Source organism: uncultured Plantibacter sp. (assembly GCF_963518075.1).
Taxonomy (GTDB): domain Bacteria; phylum Actinomycetota; class Actinomycetes; order Actinomycetales; family Microbacteriaceae; genus Plantibacter; species Plantibacter flavus_A.
The window spans coordinates 1-21046 of the sequence record NZ_CAUQHZ010000025.1; the positions used below are offsets into that span (position 1 = coordinate 1).

The 21046-nt window shown below is 69.7% G+C and carries 20 protein-coding genes and 2 pseudogenes; 15 read left to right on the forward strand and 7 right to left on the reverse strand.

Features of this window, described 5'->3' with window-relative positions; translation table 11 throughout:
• Positions 1-29: 29 nt before the first annotated feature.
• Both RWN05_RS17460 and RWN05_RS17465 read left to right on the forward strand, forming a co-directional pair.
• The gene (locus RWN05_RS17460; protein ID WP_314140526.1) at positions 30-932 is read left to right on the forward strand and encodes a phosphodiesterase; all 903 of its coding nucleotides are present in this window, start codon (positions 30-32) and stop codon (positions 930-932) included.
• Between the two features lie 177 nt (positions 933-1109).
• The gene (locus RWN05_RS17465) at positions 1110-2588 is read left to right on the forward strand and encodes an aspartate ammonia-lyase (protein WP_079003955.1); all 1479 of its coding nucleotides are present in this window, start codon (positions 1110-1112) and stop codon (positions 2586-2588) included.
• A gap of 74 nt (positions 2589-2662) precedes the next feature.
• On the opposite strand, the gene RWN05_RS17470 is transcribed toward RWN05_RS17465, so the two are convergent.
• Complete coding sequence (locus tag RWN05_RS17470) at positions 2663-3565, reverse strand: fumarylacetoacetate hydrolase family protein (RefSeq protein WP_370281973.1); 903 nt, start codon at positions 3563-3565, stop codon at positions 2663-2665.
• A 330-nt stretch (positions 3566-3895) separates the two neighbouring features.
• On the opposite strand from RWN05_RS17470, the gene RWN05_RS17475 reads away from it, so the two are divergent.
• Positions 3896-4270 carry an FKBP-type peptidyl-prolyl cis-trans isomerase gene (locus tag RWN05_RS17475; protein ID WP_064294480.1) on the forward strand — a complete coding sequence of 125 codons (375 nt, stop codon included), beginning with the start codon at positions 3896-3898 and terminating at the stop codon, positions 4268-4270.
• An 88-nt stretch (positions 4271-4358) separates the two neighbouring features.
• Positions 4359-4889, forward strand: coding sequence for an adenine phosphoribosyltransferase (locus RWN05_RS17480; protein WP_079002709.1), 531 nt, complete (start codon positions 4359-4361; stop codon positions 4887-4889).
• A 3-nt stretch (positions 4890-4892) separates the two neighbouring features.
• Here the strand turns inward: RWN05_RS17480 and RWN05_RS17485 are convergent, their stop codons facing one another.
• Positions 4893-6209, reverse strand: coding sequence for an MFS transporter (locus tag RWN05_RS17485; RefSeq protein ID WP_314140528.1), 1317 nt, complete (start codon positions 6207-6209; stop codon positions 4893-4895).
• 132 nt (positions 6210-6341) lie between these two features.
• Between RWN05_RS17485 and RWN05_RS17490 the strand changes: the two genes are divergently transcribed.
• Both RWN05_RS17490 and RWN05_RS17495 read left to right on the forward strand, forming a co-directional pair.
• Positions 6342-6773, forward strand: a complete 432-nt coding sequence (locus RWN05_RS17490) for a pyrimidine dimer DNA glycosylase/endonuclease V (RefSeq protein WP_314140530.1) — start codon at positions 6342-6344, stop codon at positions 6771-6773.
• 83 nt (positions 6774-6856) lie between these two features.
• Positions 6857-7138 (forward strand): YdeI/OmpD-associated family protein, encoded by a 282-nt coding sequence (locus RWN05_RS17495; protein WP_137243255.1) that lies wholly within the window; start codon positions 6857-6859, stop codon positions 7136-7138.
• Between the two features lie 37 nt (positions 7139-7175).
• Here the strand turns inward: RWN05_RS17495 and RWN05_RS17500 are convergent, their stop codons facing one another.
• Positions 7176-7814, reverse strand: a complete 639-nt coding sequence (locus RWN05_RS17500; RefSeq protein ID WP_314140532.1) for a hypothetical protein — start codon at positions 7812-7814, stop codon at positions 7176-7178.
• Positions 7815-7982: 168 nt separating this feature from the next.
• Between RWN05_RS17500 and RWN05_RS17505 the strand changes: the two genes are divergently transcribed.
• A complete protein-coding gene (locus tag RWN05_RS17505; protein ID WP_064294475.1) occupies positions 7983-9023 on the forward strand; it encodes an LLM class flavin-dependent oxidoreductase in 1041 nt (346 codons plus the stop codon).
• 33 nt (positions 9024-9056) lie between these two features.
• Here RWN05_RS17505 and RWN05_RS17510 read toward each other — a convergent pair whose 3' ends face one another.
• On the reverse strand, positions 9057-9329 hold the full coding sequence (locus tag RWN05_RS17510) for a protealysin inhibitor emfourin (protein ID WP_064294474.1): 273 nt from the start codon (positions 9327-9329) through the stop codon (positions 9057-9059).
• A 41-nt stretch (positions 9330-9370) separates the two neighbouring features.
• Positions 9371-10480, reverse strand: a complete 1110-nt coding sequence (locus RWN05_RS17515) for a M4 family metallopeptidase (protein WP_314140534.1) — start codon at positions 10478-10480, stop codon at positions 9371-9373.
• 151 nt (positions 10481-10631) lie between these two features.
• Here RWN05_RS17515 and RWN05_RS17520 point away from each other — a divergent pair, with 151 nt between their 5' ends.
• From RWN05_RS17520 to RWN05_RS17540, 5 genes are all read left to right on the forward strand, one after another.
• Positions 10632-11795 carry an LLM class flavin-dependent oxidoreductase gene (locus RWN05_RS17520; RefSeq protein ID WP_314140535.1) on the forward strand — a complete coding sequence of 388 codons (1164 nt, stop codon included), beginning with the start codon at positions 10632-10634 and terminating at the stop codon, positions 11793-11795.
• Positions 11792-12421, forward strand: coding sequence for an FMN reductase (locus tag RWN05_RS17525; RefSeq protein ID WP_314140537.1), 630 nt, complete (start codon positions 11792-11794; stop codon positions 12419-12421). Before RWN05_RS17520 ends, RWN05_RS17525 begins: the two co-directional genes overlap by 4 nt.
• A gap of 91 nt (positions 12422-12512) precedes the next feature.
• Positions 12513-13358, forward strand: a complete 846-nt coding sequence (locus RWN05_RS17530; protein ID WP_314140538.1) for a hypothetical protein — start codon at positions 12513-12515, stop codon at positions 13356-13358.
• A 102-nt stretch (positions 13359-13460) separates the two neighbouring features.
• Positions 13461-13730 carry a 30S ribosomal protein S15 gene (rpsO, locus tag RWN05_RS17535; RefSeq protein WP_056012204.1) on the forward strand — a complete coding sequence of 90 codons (270 nt, stop codon included), beginning with the start codon at positions 13461-13463 and terminating at the stop codon, positions 13728-13730.
• 250 nt (positions 13731-13980) lie between these two features.
• Positions 13981-15468: an amino acid permease gene (locus RWN05_RS17540; RefSeq protein ID WP_071262327.1), complete on the forward strand. Its 1488-nt coding sequence runs from the start codon at positions 13981-13983 to the stop codon at positions 15466-15468.
• 144 nt (positions 15469-15612) lie between these two features.
• Here the strand turns inward: RWN05_RS17540 and RWN05_RS17545 are convergent.
• Positions 15613-16098 (reverse strand): annotated as a pseudogene (locus RWN05_RS17545) (DedA family protein); the annotation flags it as partial.
• A gap of 117 nt (positions 16099-16215) precedes the next feature.
• On the opposite strand from RWN05_RS17545, the gene RWN05_RS17550 reads away from it, so the two are divergent.
• Positions 16216-17136: an NADP-dependent oxidoreductase gene (locus RWN05_RS17550; protein ID WP_314140540.1), complete on the forward strand. Its 921-nt coding sequence runs from the start codon at positions 16216-16218 to the stop codon at positions 17134-17136.
• Here RWN05_RS17550 and RWN05_RS17555 read toward each other — a convergent pair.
• Positions 17126-18238 carry an acyltransferase family protein gene (locus RWN05_RS17555; protein WP_314140541.1) on the reverse strand — a complete coding sequence of 371 codons (1113 nt, stop codon included), beginning with the start codon at positions 18236-18238 and terminating at the stop codon, positions 17126-17128. The two genes, RWN05_RS17550 and RWN05_RS17555, sit on opposite strands and share 11 nt — an antisense overlap.
• Before the next feature lie 117 nt (positions 18239-18355).
• Here RWN05_RS17555 and RWN05_RS17560 point away from each other — a divergent pair, with 117 nt between their 5' ends.
• Positions 18356-19438, forward strand: a complete 1083-nt coding sequence (locus RWN05_RS17560; RefSeq protein WP_071262325.1) for an FUSC family protein — start codon at positions 18356-18358, stop codon at positions 19436-19438.
• Positions 19439-19739: 301 nt separating this feature from the next.
• Positions 19740-21046: pseudogene (locus RWN05_RS17565) on the forward strand (polyribonucleotide nucleotidyltransferase); the annotation flags it as partial.

The following is a 21046-nucleotide window of genomic DNA, read 5'->3' on the forward strand; positions in this document are numbered from 1 at the left end:
CCGTCGGGGGTGCGTCCTAGACTCGTGCCATGACTTCCGACGTCCGATTCGGTCAGTACCCGGCACCCGGCCGGGTCATCGTCCACCTCAGCGATCCGCACCTCCTGGCCGACGGCCGACGCCTCTACGACGCGGTCGACGTGCAGGCCAACCTGGAGCAGGCCCTCCGCCAGATCGAGCGCATGCAGCTCCGGCCCGACGCGATGGTGTTCACGGGCGACCTGGCCGACCTCGGCGAGGCCGACGCGTACCGTCGCCTGCGCGAGCGCGTCGAGCCCGTCGCCGAGCGCCTCGGTACCACGATCGTCTGGCTCATGGGCAATCACGACGAGCGCTCGGTCATGCGGACGGAGCTGCTCGACCTCCCGGCGGGGGAGCAGCCGCTCGACGCCGTCTGGGACTTGGGCGGACTGCGCGTCATCGGTCTCGACTCGACCGTCCCGGGCTGGCATCACGGCGAGCTGGAGGACAGCCAGCTGGAGTGGCTGCAGACGGTCCTGGCCACCCCGGCGCCCCTCGGCAGCATCCTGGCCATGCACCACCCGCCGGTGCCCTCGAGCATCCCGTTCTTCGATATCCTCGAACTCCGCGATCAGCACCGGCTCGAGGCCGTGCTGCGGGGGAGCGACGTGCGCGCCATCCTGGGCGGCCACTTGCACTACTCCACCTCGAGCACCTTCGCGGGCATCCCCGTCCAGGTCGCGAGCGCGAGCTGCTATTCGATGAACCTCTCACGCCCGTCGTCGGAGGTGAACGGGATGTTCGGCGGTCAGTCGTTCAACCTCGTCCACGTCTACGACGACCGCATCACCCACTCCACGGTGCCGCTCGGCGACTACACCACCGCCGACACCTTCAGCGCGGCGTTCGTCGACCGCATGGCCGCCCTGAGCCCGGCCGAGCGGCTCGAGGCGTTCTCGCGCAAGCGGTGACGCACGGGCACTGAACCGCAGGCACGGGACCGTCTCGTGTCCGAGACACCGCAGCGGCATCGGGGATCGCACCCGGCTACGCTGGAATGGACATCCACCCACCAGGCAACGGAGCCACGAGTGACGATCAGCACCACCAGCAGCAGCATCCCCACCACCCTTGGAGCAGACGACGACATGGCGGACAGGACGAACAGCGACGAGACTCGGACGGAGTCGGATTCCCTCGGTTCGATGGAGATCCCGGCCGACGCGTACTGGGGCATCCACACGGCACGCGCGCTCGAGAACTTCCCCATCACGAAGCGTCCGATCTCCGTCTACCCCGACCTCGTCGTCGCCATCGCGAGCGTCAAGCAGGCCGCCGCCCGCGCGAACGCCGAGATCGGGGTCCTCGACCCGGCGAAGGCGAACCTCATCGACCGCGCGTGCCAGATCATCATCGACGGTGACTTCCACGAGGAGTTCCTCGTCGGCGTGATCCAGGGCGGTGCGGGCACGTCGACGAACATGAACGCGAACGAGGTGATCACGAACATCGCGCTCGAGCTCGCCGGCCACGCCAAGGGCGAATACCAGTACCTGCACCCGCTCGACGACACCAACCGGTCGCAGTCCACCAACGACGTCTACCCGACCTCGATCAAGATCGCGCTCGCGTTCTCGCTGCAGTTCCTCCTGACGGAGCTCGGTCTGCTGCGCGACTCGTGCAGCGCCAAGTCCGCCGAGTTCTCCCACGTCCTCAAGGTCGGACGCACGCAGCTCCAGGACGCCGTCCCGATGACCCTCGGACAGGAGTTCCACGGCTTCGCGACGACGCTCACCGAGGACTACGACCGTCTGCACGAGACCCTCTGGCTGCTCGCCGAGGTCAACCTCGGCGCCACCGCGATCGGGACGGGGATCACCGCCGACCCGCGCTACGCGGAAGCCGTCGTCCGTCACCTCAACCAGATCACGGGCCTCACGCTCACGACGGCTCCCGACCTCATCGAATCGACGAGCGACGCCGGCGGGTTCATGTCGTTCAGCGGCACCCTGAAGCGGAGCGCCATCAAGCTCTCCAAGATCTGCAACGACCTCCGTCTGCTGTCGAGCGGTCCGCAGGCCGGCCTCGGCGAGATCAACCTGCCGCCACGGCAGGCCGGATCGAGCATCATGCCGGGCAAGGTCAACCCGGTCATCCCGGAGGTCGTGAACCAGGTGGCGTTCAGCGTCGTCGGCGCCGACATGACGGTCACGATGGCGGCCGAGGCCGGGCAGTTGCAGCTCAACGCCTTCGAACCGGTCATCGCCCACTCGCTGCTGCAGAGCATCGTCTGGATGGCGCAGGCGTGCAAGACGCTGCGGGTGAACTGCATCGACGGCATCACGGCGAACGAGGAACGACTCGAGGTGATGGTCGGCGCGTCCGTCGGTGTCATCACCGCCCTGACCCCGTTCATCGGGTACCAGTCGGCTGCGGCGCTCGCGAAGACCGCGCTGCTCACGGGCCGCAACGTCGCGGACCTCGTGGTCGAGGCCAACCTCATGACGCGCGACGAGGTGACGAAGCAGCTCTCGCCCGCGCGGCTCTCGGGGATCGAGGCCGTCACCTCGGCCATCCCGATCATCGATCTGCCGATCCCGGGCGCGGACTCCGACCCGAGTCGCTGACCGACGCGGTGGCAGACAGCGAAGCCGTCCGGACCAGGGTCCGGACGGCTTCGTCGTGTGCTGTGAGGGACGGGCTACCCGGCGGTAACCGTGCAGTGCGTCGTGAGCGAACCGACGCCTTCGACGGACACGGTCACCGTCGCGCCGTCGGTCAGGAAGACCTGCGGGTCGCGCGAGTATCCCGCGCCGCCCGGGCTGCCCGTCGAGATGAGTGTTCCGGGCAGGAGGGTCGCGGAGCCCGACAAGTGTTCGATGAGCGTCGCGACGCTGCGGACCATGTGGCTGGTCGAGGAGTCCTGGAGCGTCACGCCGTCGAGGACAGTCGAGATGTGGAGGTCCTGCGGGTCGGGGATCTCGTCCGCGGTCACGACCACCGGGCCGGTCGGGGTGAACCCGTCGAAGGACTTGCAGCGCGACCACTGCGCCTCGGAATACTGGATGTTGCGGGCGGTGATGTCGTTGACGACGGTGTACCCGAACACGTAGCCGAGCGCATCGGCCGCATCGACGTCGCGAGCGGCCCGGCCGATGACGACACCGAGCTCCGCCTCATAGTCCACCTGCTCGCTGATCGCCGCGGGCCAGCTCGTGGTGCCCTCGTGACCGGTGAGCGAGTTGGCCCATAAGCCGAAGATGGTGGGGGCGTTGTCGGTCTTGAGGTTGAGCTCCTGCGAGTGCGCCGAGTAGTTGAGCCCGACCGCGAGGATCGTCGGCGGACGGAGGACCGCGGACGCGTGCACGAGCCCGTCGAGGGGTTCTCCGCTGACACCGTGGGCGAGCGAGGTCTCGACGAAGCTCCGTACACGGTCCAGCTCGGCCGGGCCGCGTTCGATGAGCTCCTGGAGGTCGCGCGGGGCGTCCTCGAGGATCTCGTCGAGGAACACCGCCCCGGTGTCGCTGATGACGGCGAGTCGGACCCGCGGCTCTGCGGGGGTACTCGGCTGGTGGTCTGTGGCGACGAAATGGGCGAACTTCACCCGTCTACGGTATCGCAGGCGCATCGGGCGCGGGCGTTGTGGACATACCGGTCCGAGCTGCGGGGGCCCGGACACGACGGAACGGGATGCGAGACGGCTCCTCGGGCGACCGCCCCGGACAGACTCATCGCCCGGTGCTGCGGCAATGCCTGCGAGTCGCCCGGGCGATGAGTTGGTCTGTCCATCCAGCATGCACCCGGGTGCCACGGCCCGCAACCCCCAAGTACCGGGTGCAGCGCCACGACCACCCCACCCGACGTCGGGGCGAGAGCGTCACGCGCTCAGCGAAATCCGCGTGAACCGATCGGGCGGAACTGCTTGGATGGACTCATGACCGATTCAGCACGCACCAAGCCCGAGGTCGACGCCCCCACGGGCCCGGCCCCCACCGAACTCGTCATCGAGGACATCTTCCTCGGCGAGGGCGACGAGGCCCAGGCCTCCTCGACCGTCGACGTCCACTACCTCGGCGTCGGCTACGACTCCGGCGAGGAGTTCGACTCCTCCTGGAGCCGCGGGCAGTCCATCAACTTCCCGCTGCGCAACCTCATCCAGGGCTGGCAGCACGGCATCCCCGGCATGAAGGTCGGCGGCCGTCGCAAGCTCACGGTCCCACCGGAGCTCGCCTACGGCCCGGCCGGCAGTGGCCACCAGCTCTCGGGCCAGACGCTCGTCTTCGTGATCGACCTCCTGGGCGTCAAGTAACCATCCGCAGGTCACCCCTCGTCTCCCTCGACCGACGCGTCGCGGAGGCGAGGGGTGTCGCATGTCTCCCAGACCGAACGAGGACCGCATGACCACCGCAACCCAGTACGTCGACCGCCTGACGGCGACCATTCCAGATTTCCCGACGCCCGGCATCCTGTTCCGCGACCTCACGCCGGTCTTCGCCGACGCCGACGCCTTCCGCGCGATCATCGACGAGCTGGCGTCGCGCTTCGAGGGGCGCTTCGACGCCGTCGCCGGTGTCGAAGCCCGTGGGTTCCTGCTGGCCGCGGCGGTCGCGTACGCGACCCACACCCGACTCGTCCCCATCCGTAAGGCGGGCAAGCTGCCGGGTGAGGTGCTCCGCGAGGACTACGGCCTGGAGTACGGCGCCGCCGCCCTGGAGCTGCGCACCGAGCAGCTGCCGGCCGGGACGCGCGTGCTCATCCTCGACGACGTGCTCGCGACGGGCGGCAGCTGCGGCGCGGCGGTCAGCCTCATCGAGCGCGCCGGGTACGAGGTGGCAGGGCTCGGACTGGTGCTCGAGCTCGAGGGACTGCCCGGCCGAGCCTCGCTCAGCGGTCGCGACGTCTTCTCGATCGCCACGGCCCCCGCCTAGGCGCTACGGGGTCGGCGTCCGCGCGTCGTAGCGGCGGAAGGCCCCCTGGAAGCGGACGAGGGTCCAGACGAGCACGACGACCAGGAGTCCGCCGGCGAGCGCCGGTACCCAGAGCGCGAAGGCCGAAGCCGCGAGACCGATGTAGAGGTCGCCGACGCGGGGTCCGCCGGTCACGACGACGGTGAAGACGCCCTGCAACCGGCCTCGGACGGCATCGGGCACGGCCGCCTGGAGGATCGTCATCCGGAAGATCGAGCTGATGTTGTCGGCTGCTCCGGCGACGGCGAGTGCGATCGCCGCGATCACGATGGCGGGCAGGTTCGCGTCGGCGGCATCGTGCGTCGCCGTTCCGGAGCACGTGACCCACGCGAGGACCGCGCCGAAGGAGGCGATGGCGAGCCCGTAGACGATGATGGCCCGCTCGATGGCGCGGCCCTGACGGTCGATCCGGCCGAGTCGTCCGGAGACGAGGCTCGACAGCAGGGTGCCGACCGCGCCGGCCGCGGTCAGGACCCCGACGGTGATCGCCCCGCCGCCGAGCAACAGGGTGCCGACGGCAGGGTAGAGCACCCGCGGGTTGCCGAACGTCATCGCGACGATGTCGACGATGAAGGTCATCCGGACGTTGGGGGCCGTCCGGAGGAAGGTCCAGCCGTCGACCAGGCTCGCGAGGCCCGGAAGTCGACTGACGCCGCCTTCGGGCAGGATCTTCGGCAGCGACGCGATTCCGAGGAAGGCGGCGACGAACAGCACGACGTCGATCGTGTAGGTCCAGCGGAATCCGACGCCGGCCACGAGGACGCCTGCGAGTGCTGGTCCGACCGTCACCATGACCCCCGCGGCGATGCCGGACAACGCCGCGGCGGACGGTAGGAGGCGGGCCGGCAGCAGCCGGGGGAGGATCGCCTGCCGCGTCGTCCCGACGATGGTCGTCGACACGGCGTTGATCGTCGTGAGGAGGTACAGCGGCCAGACCACCTCAGAGCCGCTCCAGGCGAGCACCGCGATGATCGCCGTGGACACCCACGTGACCACGGCGGCCGTCAGGGCGACCGTGCGTCGGTCGAACGCGTCTGCGAGCATGCCGCCGTAGAGCCCGAAGCAGATCATCGGGATGAGGGCGATGACGCCCACGAGCGAGACGGCGAACGTCGACGCGGTGAGGTCGTAGACCTGGAGGCCGACGGCGACGATGGTCATCTGGCCGCCGATCCCGGTGATCGCCCCGCCGATCCACAGGCGGGCGAAGGCGGGACTCTCCCGGAGCGGACTCAGATCGACGAGGAGCCCGCGACGGCCGGATCCGGGTGCAGCGCTCACCGGGGCATCGGGCGACGGGATGTGGCGCGCTCAGACATGCACCTCAGCCTACGCGCGTCGCGGCAGGGCTCCACGGTGAGGGGCAGGGGCTGCCCGGAGTCGGTTGTCAGCGCCCTCGGGCAGGATGGAGACATGCGTCTCTGGTCGATCCATCCCCGGTACTTCGACGCCCAGGCGCTGACGTCGTCCTGGCGTGAAGGGCTGATCGCCCAGCGGGTTCTCCAGGAGCCAGGATCGAGCCTCCGTGCACACCCGCAGCTCCAGCGCTTCCTCGAGGCCGACGAACCGTTGGAGGCGATCGCGGCCTACCTCAACGGTGTCGCCGACGAGGCGCAGGAGCGCGACATCGTCTTCGACCGTGCGCGTGTCGTCGGCGCCGGCGTCCTCCGGGAACCACTCATCGTGACCGACGGCCAGCTCGACTACGAATGGGGCAACCTGCGGCGGCACCTGCTCGGACGCAGCCCGGACGTCGCGTCCCGATGGGCGAAGGTCTGGCGACCGCAGCCGCACCCGGTGTTCGTCGTCGTCGGTGGTGGGGTCGCCTCGTGGGAACTCGCCTGACCGCCTGAAGGCTCAGGGGCCGGCCGAGGCCGGTCAGGATCGAGCTGCTCGACGGCTGCCGCCCGACCCACTACCGTTGCCGCATGGGCAGACACGCTGATGTGGGAGCCGCGCCGCTCTCGGCGACCGGCACGGTGGTGCGGCTGCGGCCGGACCTCGAGGAGGCGATCGACGACGCCGGTCGATTGTCGTTCTTCCGCGGCCTGCCGAACAGCGCACAGCGGGAACTCGCGACGTGGGTGGAGCGATCCGACGACGCGCACCGGGATGCACGGATCGAAGCGGTCATCGAACTGCTCGCCCAACGGGCCGTGGAGCTCCGGACGGCCGCTCCGGCGCGAACCGCGGGTGGTCAGCGGCGCTGACGGACGCGCGTCGGCGCGCCGAGGGTGACGGTGGGGCTCAGAACCCGAAGTCGCCGCCTCCTCCGAAGTCGCCGCCGCCTCCGAAGTCGCCGAATCCACCGTCACCCCAGCCACCGCCGTCGGCGGAGGTGTCGGTCGCCGCGCCGTCTCCCGCCCCGGCCTCGGCGCCACCCTGATCGGTGCCGGAATCGGCTGCGGCGTCGGCTGCGGCGTCGGTTCCGACGGTGTCCGGAATGAACGCCTGCGCGATGGCCGAACCGACCACGACACCGGCGATGGTGCCGAGCATCGAGCTGGCCAGCATCCCCCCGAAGCCCATACCGCCGCCCTGCGGACCGAGGTTCCGCTCGAGGGTCCCGGGCTGCCGCACCTCGGCCCGGGTGGCCGAACGCGCGAGGGCCTTGGGGGAGTCGTCCGCCGGTGCCTCACCGGTCGGAGCGCCCTCCGACAGCTGTCGGTACAGGATGCCCCGCTGCTCGGGGGTGAGCTTCGTGAAGGCCTCTTCGTGGACCTGTTCGATGGTCTCCGGCGGTGCGGTCCGCAGGAGGTAGCGGTAGCGTTCGACGGCGATCTCGTCCTCCGTCCGCGCGGGGGCCGAGGCCGGGCTCCCGCCGCCCGTCGCCTGGACAGGTCCATCGGACTCGGGGCGTCCGAGCAGTCGATCGAGGAATCCCATGCTGTGCTCCTTCACGGTCGCGGGCGTCCAGCGTACGCGTCAGGTGTGGCATCTGGCTTGGATCGCCCTGGGAATCCACTGCGGTCGCCGAGGCGGAATATGTCGGGCCGTCCGAGCGCTGCACCCTGATGCGTCTGTCGCCGTTCGGCAGCGCGACGAAAGGTGACCATGCGACTCTCGATACTGGATCTCATCCCCGTCCGCACCGACCAGGACACGGCTGCGGCACTCGCCGCGACGATCGCCCTGGCGAAGCGCGCCGACGAGCTGGGGTACCACCGGTATTGGGTGGCCGAGCACCACAACATGCCGTCCGTGGCATCGACGAACCCCGCGGTCGTCATCGGCATCCTGGCCGCCGCCACGCAGCGGATCCGCGTCGGCTCCGGCGGTGTGATGCTCCCGAACCACGCTCCGCTCGTCGTCGCCGAGCAGTTCGCGCTCCTCGAGGCCTCCGCGCCCGGCCGCATCGACCTCGGCCTCGGCCGGGCACCGGGCAGCGACCCGGTCATCTCCGCCGTGCTCCGCCAGTCCGGCAACACGAGCGACGTCGACCGGTTCCCGAACAACGTGCAGGACATCGTCGCCCTCCTCGGCGTCGACGGTGCGAGCGTGCGGATGACCTCCGGCGAGGAGTACGCCCTGCGGGGGACGCCGAAGGCCGGCAGCGTGCCGGACGTGTGGTTGCTCGGTTCGAGCGACTACTCGGCGGCGCTCGCCGCAGCACTCGGACTGCCCTACGTCTTCGCGCACCACTTCTCCGGCCAGGGGACGGCTCGGGCCCTCGAGCTCTACCGGTCGAGTTTCCAGCCGTCCGCACATCTCGACGCGCCTCGCACCTTCCTGACCGCGAACGCCGTGGTCGCCGACACGGCCGCCGAGGCGGAGGCGTTGGCGCTCCCCAACCTGCAGCAGATGGCGAGACTGCGTTCCGGCAAGCCGCTCGGACCCATCGCGACCGTCGAAGAGGCCGCCGCGACCGAGCAGAGCGATCTCGAGCTCGGTTTCGTCGAGCAGATGCGCGCTGCCTGGATCATCGGCGACGCCGACCAGGCTGCGGCGGAGCTGCAGGGTCTCGCCGACCGCTTCGGTGTCGACGAGGTCATGGTGTCGCCCGTCGGGTCGGCACGGGAGGGCACGCCGTCGAACTCGGCGCCCGCGCGTGAGCGGACGATCGAACTGCTCGCGGAGCGCTTCCCGCAGCACTGACGCCGTCGGGGTCGCGTGCCGGGCGAAGAATCGTCAGTCGCGTGGCGGCTGGACGGCGCGCACCCGTTCGACGAGTTCCTGCCAGGGACCGGTGAGCTGCTGCTCGCCGAGGGTGGCCTCCTTGGGGGCGCATCGGATGCGGTAGACGTACCGATCCGGGACCGGTGGTCCTTGTGGGGTGTCGTCCCACGGGAGGCGGTCGAGCAGGACGATCCATCGGTCGACGTCGGGCTGCTCGTCGACGACGACCTCCCAGCGTCGGGTGAGACCGGCGACACCGCCGCTCCTCGTCACCGTGACCTTCATGCCGCGATGCTACTCCGCGAGGCCGGGCGCTGCCACGACGCTCAGGCGGACGGCTCGATACCGACGAGCGCCCATGCCTGCCCGACCGCGGTGTGCTCCTCCGAGTCCACACCGAACCTGGCGGAGGCCGCCGCGATCGTCGCCGCGGCGAAGGTCGCGAAGTCGGCGCGCTCCGACAGGCCGCCGACGAGGGTGTCGTACCAGATGAGCCCCGCGCGCTCCCAGGCATTGCCGCCGAGGGCTACGGCGAGCGTCGCGAACGCCCGGTTGGGGATGCCGGAGTTGAGGTGGACGCCTCCGTTGTCGTCGGTCGTCTCGATGTAGTCGTCGAAGTGCGCCGGCTGCGGGTCCTTGCCGAGGACGTCGTCGTCGTAGGCCGTGCCCGGGGCGAGCATGGAACGCAGAGCGTTGCCCTCGACCTCGTCCGTGAAGAGGCCTTCGCCGATGAGCCAGGACGCCGATGCCGCGTCCTCGCCACGCGCGTGTTGTTCGACGAGGGCGCCGAAGACGTCGGACACGTGTTCGTTGAGCGCTCCGGGCTGCCCCTCGTAGACGAGGTTCGCCGTGTACTGCGTCACCCCGTGGGCCAGCTCGTGGCCGATGACGCTGAGGGAGCTCGTGAAGCTGCGGAAGACCTCCCCGTCCCCGTCGCCGAAGACCATCTGCTCGCCGTTCCAGAACGCGTTGTCGTAGTCGTCGCCGTAGTGCACCGTGGCGAGCAGGGGCAGCCCGCGACCGTCGATGGAGTCGCGTGCGAAGGCTTCGGCGAAGAGGGCGTGGGTGTCGCCGAGGCCGTCGTAGGCGGCGGAGACCGCAGCGTCGGTGGTGGCGGGCTCGCCCTCCGAGCGGACGAGCGTGCCCGGGAGGGTCTCGGTGCCCTCGGCGTCGTGGATGCTGCGCTCCGGGGTGCCGACCGGACGCTTGCCGGCCGTCGCGCCGCGCACGGGATCGGCGGCCCGCTCCGACCCGGGCTCGGGGAAGCGGTATGGTCGCGTGGCGAGCAGCGAGTACCGCGCGGCACTGGCGGCGCGAGCGAGCTGCGGAGCGTCGAGTCCGGCGATGCGCTCGAGCAACCAGGGCGGGACGATGCCGCACACGTGCCGAGAGGCGGGTGTCGGCGTGCTGGACGAAGGGTTCGGTGAGCCGTTCATGCGGTGATCCTGCCATAGCCCGCTGACACGGCGTCCGGCTCGCGCGGCGCGCTGTGGACAGGATGCCGAACGGGCCGGGAATAGCGCGGGTGTGAACGCCGTTGTCCTTGATATCCATGCAAATGCATGAAAGAACGAGTGGGAGCGCACGATGCAATTCGGAATCTTCACGGTGGGGGATGTCACCACCGACCCGACCACCGGGATCACGCCCACCGAGCACGAGCGCATCGAGGCGATGGTCGCGATCGCCGTGAAGGCGGAGGAGGTCGGTCTCGACGTCTTCGCGACCGGCGAGCACCACAACCCGCCCTTCGTCCCGTCGAGTCCCACGACCATGCTCGGCTACATCGCTGCGAAGACCACGGACCTCATCCTCTCGACGAGCACGACGCTCATCACCACGAACGACCCGGTGAAGATCGCCGAGGACTACGCCATGCTGCAGCACCTGGCCAGCGGCCGGGTCGACCTCATCATGGGCCGTGGCAACACGGGGCCCGTCTACCCCTGGTTCGGCAAGGACATCCGCGAGGGCATCAACCTCGCCATCGAGAACTACGCGTTGCTCCACCGCCTGTGGCGAGAGGACTACGTCGACTGGCAGGGCCAGTTCCGCACCCCGCTGCAGGGCTTCCAGTCCACACCGCGACCGCTCGACGGCGTGCCGCCCTTCGTGTGGCACGGCTCCATCCGGAGCCCCGAGATCGCCGAGCAGGCGGCCTACTACGGCGACGGCTTCTTCGCGAACAACATCTTCTGGCCGAAGGAGCACTACATGCGCCTCATCCAGTTGTACCGTCAGCGGTTCGAGCACTACGGACACGGCACGGCCGCGCAGGCGATCGTCGGACTCGGCGGTCAGGCGTTCATGGCGAAGAACTCGCAGGACGCCGTCGCCCAGTTCCGGCCGTACTTCGACAACGCCCCGGTCTACGGTCACGGGCCGACGCTCGAGGACTTCACCGAGCAGACGCCGCTCACCGTCGGCAGCCCGCAGCAGGTCATCGACCGGTACGCCGGGATGCGCGAACACTTCGGCGACTACCAGCGTCAGCTGTTCCTCATGGATCACGCCGGGCTCCCGCTCGCGACGGTGCTCGACCAGCTCGAGATCCTCGGCGGCGAGGTCGTGCCGGTGCTGCGCAAGGAGTTCGCGAAGGACCGTCCGGCCGACGTTCCGGAGGCGCCGACGCACGCGTCGATGGTCGCAGCCGCTGAGGCGGAACTCGCTTCGCGCTCCGGTGCGGTCGAGACGAGCCGGGTCGCATCCGGTTCGGCGTTCGGCGCGGCGGCGGTCGGGGCGACCCGATGACCGCGAAGCGCACGCTCGCCGTCGTGTCGGCCGGCCTCAGCCAGCCGTCGTCGACGCGCCTCCTCGCCGACCGACTCCGCGACGCCACCGTGGCTCACCTCGAGCAGGACGGCTATGACGTCGAGACGACGTCGATCGAGCTGCGCGACCTGGCTCAGGACATCACGAACAACCTGCTGACCGGGTTCCCCAGTCCGCGGTTGTCCGAGGCGATCGAAGCCATGACCGGCGCAGACGGCGTCATCGCCGTGACGCCGATCTTCTCCTCCAGCTACTCCGGCTTGTTCAAGTCGTTCTTCGACGTGGTGGAGCCGACCGCTCTGACCGGGGTGCCCATCGTCCTCGGTGCGACGGGTGGGTCGGCCAGACACTCGCTCGCCCTCGAATACGCCGTGCGTCCCCTGTTCGCCTACCTGCGGGCGGTGACCGTGCCGACCGCCGTGTTCGCGGCCTCCGAGGACTGGGGGACGGGCGACGCGCAGGTCGGCGCACTGCCGGCGCGGATCGACCGTGCGGCCGCTGAGTTGAGTGCCCTTGTGGCGGCCTCGGACCGTTCCGGGCGCCTGGAGGACCCGTTCGAGCTCGACCGCCCGTTCTCCGAGCTGCTCGGTGGTCTCGGGGCCTGATCGGACGACTCCGCCCGACCGCCCCGATGTGGGCGGGGACCGCCTGGTGCGGTCCCCGCCTCCGTCGTTCCCAGGCTCGGCGCCCCGGACTTTGGGATACTGGTGGCGTGCGTCGCCGTCCGGCGTCGCCGGAGGGAGTGGTGGCCAGGTGATCCCCGGAGCGCGTCGACTCGGTCCGCTGCTGCAGCGTGCCGCTCGTGCCGCGGCGCTCGCCGTGGTGGCGGTGTCGCTCGGCGCCGGATCCGTCGTCCTGCCGCTCGCCGCATCCGCTCCCGCGTCGGCCGCCGGCACCGGCACGATCGAGAGCCCGACCGACGGCGACACCGTCTACCGCGTCGACTACACCCTGGACGGCGAGCAGGTGAGCGGATTCGACGTCACCGGCACCGCCGACGCGGGTGCCGACGTCGTGCTGTCCTACTGGCGCTCGATCGACCTCTACGACTCGGCGAAGGCCTGCTTCAGCAGCTCGACGGCAGACGACGCCTCGTGCGACCTGCAGTCCACCGGCGGGACGGGGGCGACCGAGTTCCGCTTCGACGGGCAGCCGATCGAGATCGGCAGCGACGGCGGATGGTCCACCAGGATCAACATGACCCAGTGGCTCCGCGGAGCGGACGCGGGGGAGTACGACATCACCCTCGCCCTCGTGTCGACGAACGCCGACGGCGGGGCCACGCTCGGCGACCCGGTCCGGCTCGTCTACGATTCCACGACGACGGCCGAGGCGGCGGAGGCCGCGGCCGAGCCTGCGCCGAGCGCCGGTGCCGGACCTCCGCTCTGGGTCTGGCTACTCCTCGCCTTCCTGGTTCTGGACCTCATCGCGCTCGCCCTCATCCTCGTGCTGCGTCGTCGGCGCCGGGTCGCAGCCACCGAGGCGGAGGCGCGGGCGAACGCGAAGCGGCGCTCGACGCACCGCGAACCTCCCTCGCTCTGAACCTGCTAGAATCACAAGGTTGCCGTCGAACGGCCGCGGATCAAGAGAGCCCACGCATCAGGCGACGGGCACCGCGCAACGAACAGAGAGGGGATCACCACTATGGCGCTTGAAGGAGACCGTAAGAAGGCGATCATCGAGGAGTACGCAACCCACCCAGGTGACACCGGATCCCCCGAGGTCCAGGTGGCGGTCATGACCCGCCGCATCAAGGACCTCACCGAGCACCTCAAGGAGCACAAGCACGACCACCACTCGCGTCGTGGTCTGCTGCTCCTGGTCGGACAGCGTCGCCGCCTCCTCGGCTACCTCCAGGCCGTCGACATCGAGCGCTACCGCTCGCTGATCGAGCGCCTCGGACTCCGCCGCTAGGCAAGCAGCTCTGAACCCTCCGGCGACTCACCGGACCCACGGTCCCTGAGCCTGTCGAAGGGCGCTGACACCGCGAGCTTCTTCGTGACGGGCCGTCATCCATTCGGATGACGGCCCGTTCGTGTTCCACCGGGAACCCCACAGCTGCAGAAAAACTCGTCCGTGACTCGACCAGGGGGCCCGCATCTGGCAAGGTCGAGAGTCGGCTTCGCGCGAGGCCACGAAGTACCGCACCACGGCAAGGAGCACCATGAGCATCTGGCGGACGAAGAGCATCGAGGACTCCCTCGCGGATTCCAGCGTCGAAGGGCGCAGCCTGAAGCGCACGCTCGGCACCTGGGACCTCATGATCATGGGTGTCGCGGTCGCGGTCGGCGCCGGCATCTTCTCCGTGGGAGCCAAAGCTGCGGGCAACTACGCGGGCCCGTCCGTGTCGCTCGCCTTCATCCTCGCGGCCGTCACCTGTGCCCTCGCCATCATGTGCTACGCGGAGTTCGCCTCCACGGTGCCCGTCGCCGGCTCCGCCTACACCTTCACCTACGCCACCCTCGGTGAGCTCCTCGCGTGGATCATCGGATGGGACCTCATCCTGGAGATGCTCACGGCGGCCGCCGTCATCGCCAAGTACTGGGGCATCTACCTCAGCAACGTCTTCCTGCTCTGGGGCTGGGACGTGCCGAGCGAGCTCGACGTCTTCGGGCTCAAGGTCAGCTGGGGCGCGTTCGTCATCGTCGCGATCTTCACCACCCTGCTCGTCCTCGGGACGAAGCTGTCCTCGCGTGTCGCGAGTGTCTTCACGATCATCAAGGTCGCGATCGTCATCTTCGTCATCGTCGTCGGCGCCTTCTTCGTCAAGGCGGCGAACTACACGCCGTTCATCCCCGACGAGGTCCCGACGAAGGGTGGGGCGTCCGACGCCTGGTCGCAGTCGCTGTTCTCCTTCATGACGGGGGCCGCGCCCGCGCAGTACGGCGTCTTCGGTCTGCTCGCCGGTGCCTCACTCGTCTTCTTCGCCTTCATCGGGTTCGACGTCGTCGCCACGAGCGCGGAGGAGGTCAAGAACCCGCAGCGCAACCTGCCGCGCGGCATCTTCGGTGGCCTCGCCATCGTGACCGTCCTCTACGTCGGCGTGAGCCTCGTCCTCACCGGCATGGTGCCGTACACGACCCTCGCCGAGGCTGAGGACCCCTCGCTCGCGACGGCGTTCATCGCGGTCGGCGCGGACTGGGCCGCGCAGGTGATCTCGATCGGCATCCTCGCCGGCCTGACGACCGTCATCATGGTGCTCCTGCTCGGCCTCGCCCGCGTGGTCTTCGCCATGAGCCGCGACGGCCTGCTCCCGCGCTCACTCAGTGTCACCTCCGAGAAGCGCAAGACACCTGTGCGGGTGCAGCTCATCGTCGGCGCGCTCGTCGCGCTGATCGCCGGCCTGACCGACGTGGGCATCCTCGAGGAGATGATCAACATCGGAACGCTCTCCGCGTTCGTGCTCGTCAGCATCGCCGTGATCGTGCTGCGGAAGAAGTACCCGAAGCTGCCGCGCGCGTTCCGCGTCCCGTGGTCGCCGTTCCTCCCGATCCTCTCAGCGGTGCTCTGCGTCTGGCTCATGCTCAACCTGACGACGCTCACCTGGGTGCGGTTCCTCGTCTGGCTGGCGCTCGGCTTCATCATCTACTTCGCCTATAGCCGCCGGCACTCCATCGTCGGCAAGAAGGCGCGGGGCGAGCTCGTCGAGTGAGGCCCGTGTCCGTCGCCGTCGTGCGGCCAGGGCGGCGCTGATCCGGTCGACGGCCACGCCCAGGCCGACCGCGACGACGATCGACACGGCGGTCGCGAGTACCGGCTGATCCGGGAGGAACCGGCCGACGACGGCTCCGACGCCCACGTTCCACAGTGCCCAGGCGAGCCCTGCGAGGACGGTGATCGGGAGGTACCGGCGTGGGCGGAGGCCACTCGCACCGGCGACGAGGTTGACCGCGATGCGCGCGAACGGGATGTAGCGCGCGGTGAGGATGGCTGCAGCGGCGCGGCGCTCGAGCGCGACGCCCGCACGTCCGATCGCGGCCGCGACCCGCGGGCGCCGCATCCAGGCGAACCGTGTGGTCCCGATCCGCCGACCGAGGAGGTAGCAGGACACGTCGCCGGTCACGGCGCCCGCCCAAGCCACGCCGATGAGGAGGGCGAGGTCCGGCGAGCCGCTCGACGCCGAGATCGCTCCGAGCGCGGTCACCGCGGTCTCGCTCGGCAGGACGACCAGGAAGGCGTCGGCGACCGTCAGCAGGTACAGCGCAGGGAACACCCAGCCCGACGCGGCGATCTCGAGCAACCACGCCGTGATCGCCGTCTGCAGCTCATCGACCCATGCCATGCCCGTGATTCTCGCTCGGCCGGGTGAACGGCGCGTGACGTCCGCTGCGGCCAGGGTGGTCCTCGCCCGGGAAGCGTGTGAGCATGGAGGTCGGCGGAAGCCGGCGGAGGAGGCATCATGGCGAGGTTCGTGCGGTTCGACCGGTTCGGTGGCCCCGAGGTGTTCCACCTCGTCGAGGGCGACATCCCGGTGCCCGGCCACGACGAGGTCCGAGTCCGTGTCCTCGTCGCAGGGCTCAACCCCGTCGACCACAAGCTCGCGTCATCACCCGAAGCGCTCGCCTCCTTCGGACGGGACGTGCCGAGCGGGAACGGCAACGACTTCGCCGGGGTGGTGGACGGCGTGGGGAGCGGTGTCCAGGGATTCACGACGGGCGACCACGTGTACGGCGGACACCGGTTCCACGCGCAGGCGGACTTCCTCATCGCTCCGGCCGGCATCCTCCACCACGTGCCGGACGGGCTCACCATCGAGCAGGCCGGCGCCCTCGACATCGCGGGACGCGCGGCGATCGCGTCGGTGGCCGCCGTCGGCGTCCAGCAGTCGGACACGGTGCTCGTGAGTGCTGCGGCCGGCGGGGTCGGCGTGCTCGCGGCGCAGCTCGCCAGGCGGACGGGCGCGGTCGTGCTCGGCACCGCCGGTGCGGCCAACCAGGAGTTCCTCCGCGGTCTCGGCATCATCCCCGTCCAGTACGGCGACGGCCTGCGCGAGCGTGTCCTCGCGGCGGCCCCCGGCGGGATCACCGCCGTCATCGACACGCACGGCCGGCCGACCCTCGAGCTGGCGCGCGATCTCGGCGTCGCGCCGGAGCGGGTCAACACGATCGCGGACCGACCCTTCGCCGCCGAGCACGGGTTCCGCGGCGTCGGCGGACAGGACGCGACGCTCGACGAGCTGGCCGCGCTCGGCGAGTCGATCGCGCGGGGTGAGATCGTCCTCCCCATCGACAGCGTGTGGCCCATCGAGCGGGTCGTCGACGCCTACCGCCACCTCATCGACGGTCACGTCCGCGGGAAGGTCGTCCTCGTCACCTCGTGACGTCGCGGCGGGATCCGGTCGGGTCGCTTCGCGGCGGCTCCGGGTCGAAGGCCCGCTTGCGACTGAAGATGAACGCCGCGCGGGGTTCGATGAGCGGTCTCGTGATGCGGCGCACGGGTCCGCTGGAGAGCACGATGACGATCAGGACCGACAGCACCAGCAGGCCGACGAGCACGAGGTCCGGGTTGCCCGTGTCGGTGAGGACGCCCGATTCTCGCAGGGGGTAGAGCACGAAGGAGTGCAGCAGGTAGACGTACATCGTCGACTGGCCGTACCGGGTGATCCAGGACTGGCCGCGGGGGACGAGCACGAAGAACGCCGCGGTGAGGACGACGGCCAGCAGGATCGCCGCGAGTCGCACCAGGCCGCCCGTCCCGTCCTCGTTCCCGAGCGCGGTGTACCCCCGGTCGTAGAAGAACCAGTAGCGCAGGTCAATGCGGCGCCACAGGTCGATCCCGACGACGAGGACGACCGCCCACGCGATGAGGACGGCTGCGGCGGCGATCCGGATCCACCAGGCCCTCGTGCGGACGAGACGCCAGCGGTCCACGAGCCGCCACCGGTTGATCTGCCATCCGAGCACGAAGAACGGGAGGATCCCGAGTGCGCGCGAGAGCGAGAACGTGCTGTCGACGTTGTCGAGGTAGCCGACGCCGATCGAGATCACCACGCTCCAGAGCAGTGGCCAGCGCAGGAGCGCGAGATAGGGCAGGACGAGGCGGAAGATGCCGAGCGCGAGGAGGAACCAGAGGGTCCACGACGGTTGGGTCGGGTTGAACGCGCGTTTGCCCTCGACGAGGAACTGCACGAGGGACCAGATCCCCTCCATGATCAGGTAGGGCAGGAGGATGTCCGTGATCACCCGACGCATCTGTCGTCGTCCGGGAGGGGCCGACTTCGAGAAGTACCCGCTGATGATGGCGAACGCCGGCATGTGGAAGGCGTAGAGGAACAGGTACACGACGAGCGCGGGGTCGGACTCGGAGGTCAGGCGCTGGATCGCGTGGCCCATGACCACGAGCGTGATGCACGCGAAACGGGCGTTGTCCCAGAACGGGACGCGCTGCTTCGGGCGAGCGGCTGCCGGCGCGGGATGCGTCAACGTCACCTCCTGGGGTCCGCACCAGCGTAGCCCGGGGTGGCCCACGCGACGACGGGGCCCGGGCACCGGGCTCAGGATGGCGTAGCGTTGGATGGTTGCACGAGAGCGGAGGACCGGATGGCTGAACGCGGTCTGAAGACCTCGCTGATCAGCTTCGCGCCATCGCCCAAGCGCTGGCCGGCCGCCCTCACCGCCGCGATAGCGATGGCCGTGCCGGTCGCGGTCGCGACGTTCTTCGGTCTCACGCCGCTCGGCCTGCTCACCGGCCTCGGGGCGTTCACCGCGCTCTACTGCGCGCCGCTCAGCCGCCGGGACCGTCTGCGGGTGCTGCCGCTCATCGGAGCAGGGCTCGTCACGGCCGCGGCGCTGGGTGTCACGATGTCGGGTTCTCGGCCGCTGACCGCGGCCGGTCTCATCGTCGTCGGGTCGGTGGTGATCTGGCTGGTGCAGGGCATCGTCCTCGGCCCTCCGGGCGCGCTGTTCTTCATCCTCGTGTTCGGCATCGCCGGCCACCTGACCGCGCCCGTCCCGATCGGCGGCGCCGGGCTCGACGGCGGACTGGTCATCCTGCTTGTGGCGGCCGGTTCCGCCTTCGCCTTCCTGGTGGTCGTCGCGCCGTTGCTCGTGCCGGCGGTCCGCCGCGGCGCGGGGAAGCCGACGCCGATGCGCGTGCTGTTCCCCGAGTACCGGCTGAGCGCGACCGACCGCCGGATCGCGACACGCCTCACCGTCGCGCTCGCGATCAGCGCGGTCCTCGGAGCGGTCCTCGGCCTCGGTCACGGGTACTGGATCGCCGGGTCCGCCGTCGCGATCCTCAGCGTCGGGCACTCGCGCACCCTGAGCGCGACACGCGGCGTGCACCGCGTGCTCGGGACGGTCGTCGGCGCCGGGATCTTCCTCGCCGTGGCCTCGCTCCAGCCGCACGGCTACGTCCTCGCCCTCGTGCTGGCCGCCCTGCAGTTCACGATCGAGCTCGTCGTCATCCGGCACTACGCGTTGGCGCTCGTCTTCATCACGCCGCTCGTGCTCATCATCAGCACGTCCTCGTCGAAGCAGCCGGTGCTCGCGATCGTGGGGGAGCGTGTGCTCGACACCCTCCTCGGAGCGGCCGTCGCGATGCTCCTCCTGCTCGTGTCCTGGGGACGCGATCGCCGCCGCGCGGCGTCTCCGGCCGCTCCCGGCACCCCGCCCATCACCTGAGGATCCGTGTCGTTCCGGGGATCGCCGAACCCCCCTCTGCTAGGCTGGCCGACGGCGGACCGTGATGGTCCGCTCCGCGCACAGCCAGCCGACAGGAAGCTGGTCCTCGGTGGTGTATCCCTCGCGATCCGCGGGTGGTGTTCTACTGGTGGCCAGCCAAGTCCCGGAAGACCGGGCGGCTTGAGCAAGTACTGCGGCTGTGTTGCGCGCTGCATCATGCACGACCGCGCTCGACGGCGCGTCCATTCGGGACGCGCGGCCCGTCACTCGACGGGAGCGCACACGTACGAAGGAGAGACCTGTGGAAGGTCCAGAAATCAAGTTCGCCGAGGCCGTTCTCGACAACGGCAAGTTCGGCAAGCGCACGGTCCGGTTCGAAGCCGGCCGCCTCGCGCAGCAGGCACAGGGCGCGATCGCCGCGTACCTCGACGAGGAGACCATGCTCCTCTCGGCCACCTCGGCCGGAAAGCACCCGAAGGACAACTTCGACTTCTTCCCCCTCACGGTGGACGTCGAGGAGCGCTCCTACGCCGCCGGCAAGATCCCCGGTTCGTTCTTCCGTCGTGAGGGTCGCCCCTCGACCGAGGCGATCCTCGTCTGCCGCCTCATCGACCGGCCGCTGCGCCCGTCGTTCGTCACCGGCCTCCGCAACGAGGTCCAGATCGTCATCACCGTCCTCTCGATCGCTCCGGGTGAGTTCTACGACGCCCTCGCGATCAACGCGGCGTCGATGTCCACCCAGATCTCGGGTCTGCCGTTCTCCGGTCCGATCGGCGCCGTCCGTCTCGCGCTGATCCCCGGCCAGGCCGGCGAGGCCGACCAGTGGGTCGCCTTCCCGAAGGTCGACCAGCTCGAGGAGGCCGTCTTCGACATCATCGTCGCCGGTCGCATCGTGACCGACGCCAACGGCAACGAAGACGTCGCGATCATGATGGTCGAGGCCGAGGCCACCGAGAACAGCTGGAACCTCATCAAGGGCGGCGCAACGAAGCCCGACGAGGCGGTCGTCGCCGCCGGTCTCGAGGCCTCCAAGCCGTTCCTCAAGCAGCTCGTCAAGGCGCAGAGCGAACTCGCCGCTCAGGCGGCCAAGGAGATCGCGGCCTACCCCGTGTTCCTCCCGTACACGCAGGAGAGCTACGACACCGTCGCCGGTCTCGCGCACGACGAACTGGTGAACGTCTACCAGATCGCCGACAAGATCGAGCGCCAGAACGCCGACGACGCCCTCAAGGACCGCGTCAAGGCGGAGATCACCGAGCGCGTCGAGGCCGGTTCGCTCGACGCCGAGGTGCTCACGCAGTTCTCGGCGGCGTACAAGTCCGTCTCGAAGGTCGTCATGCGCGGCCGTGTCCTCCGCGAGGGCATCCGCATCGACGGCCGTGGCCTGACCGACATCCGTCCGCTCGACGCCGAGGTGCAGGTCATCCCGCGCGTCCACGGTTCCGCGATCTTCCAGCGCGGCGAGACCCAGATCCTGGGTGTCACCACGCTGAACATGCTCAAGATGGAGCAGCAGATCGACTCGCTGTCGCCCGTCACGAAGAAGCGCTACCTGCACCACTACAACTTCCCGCCCTACTCGACCGGTGAGACCGGCCGGGTCGGTTC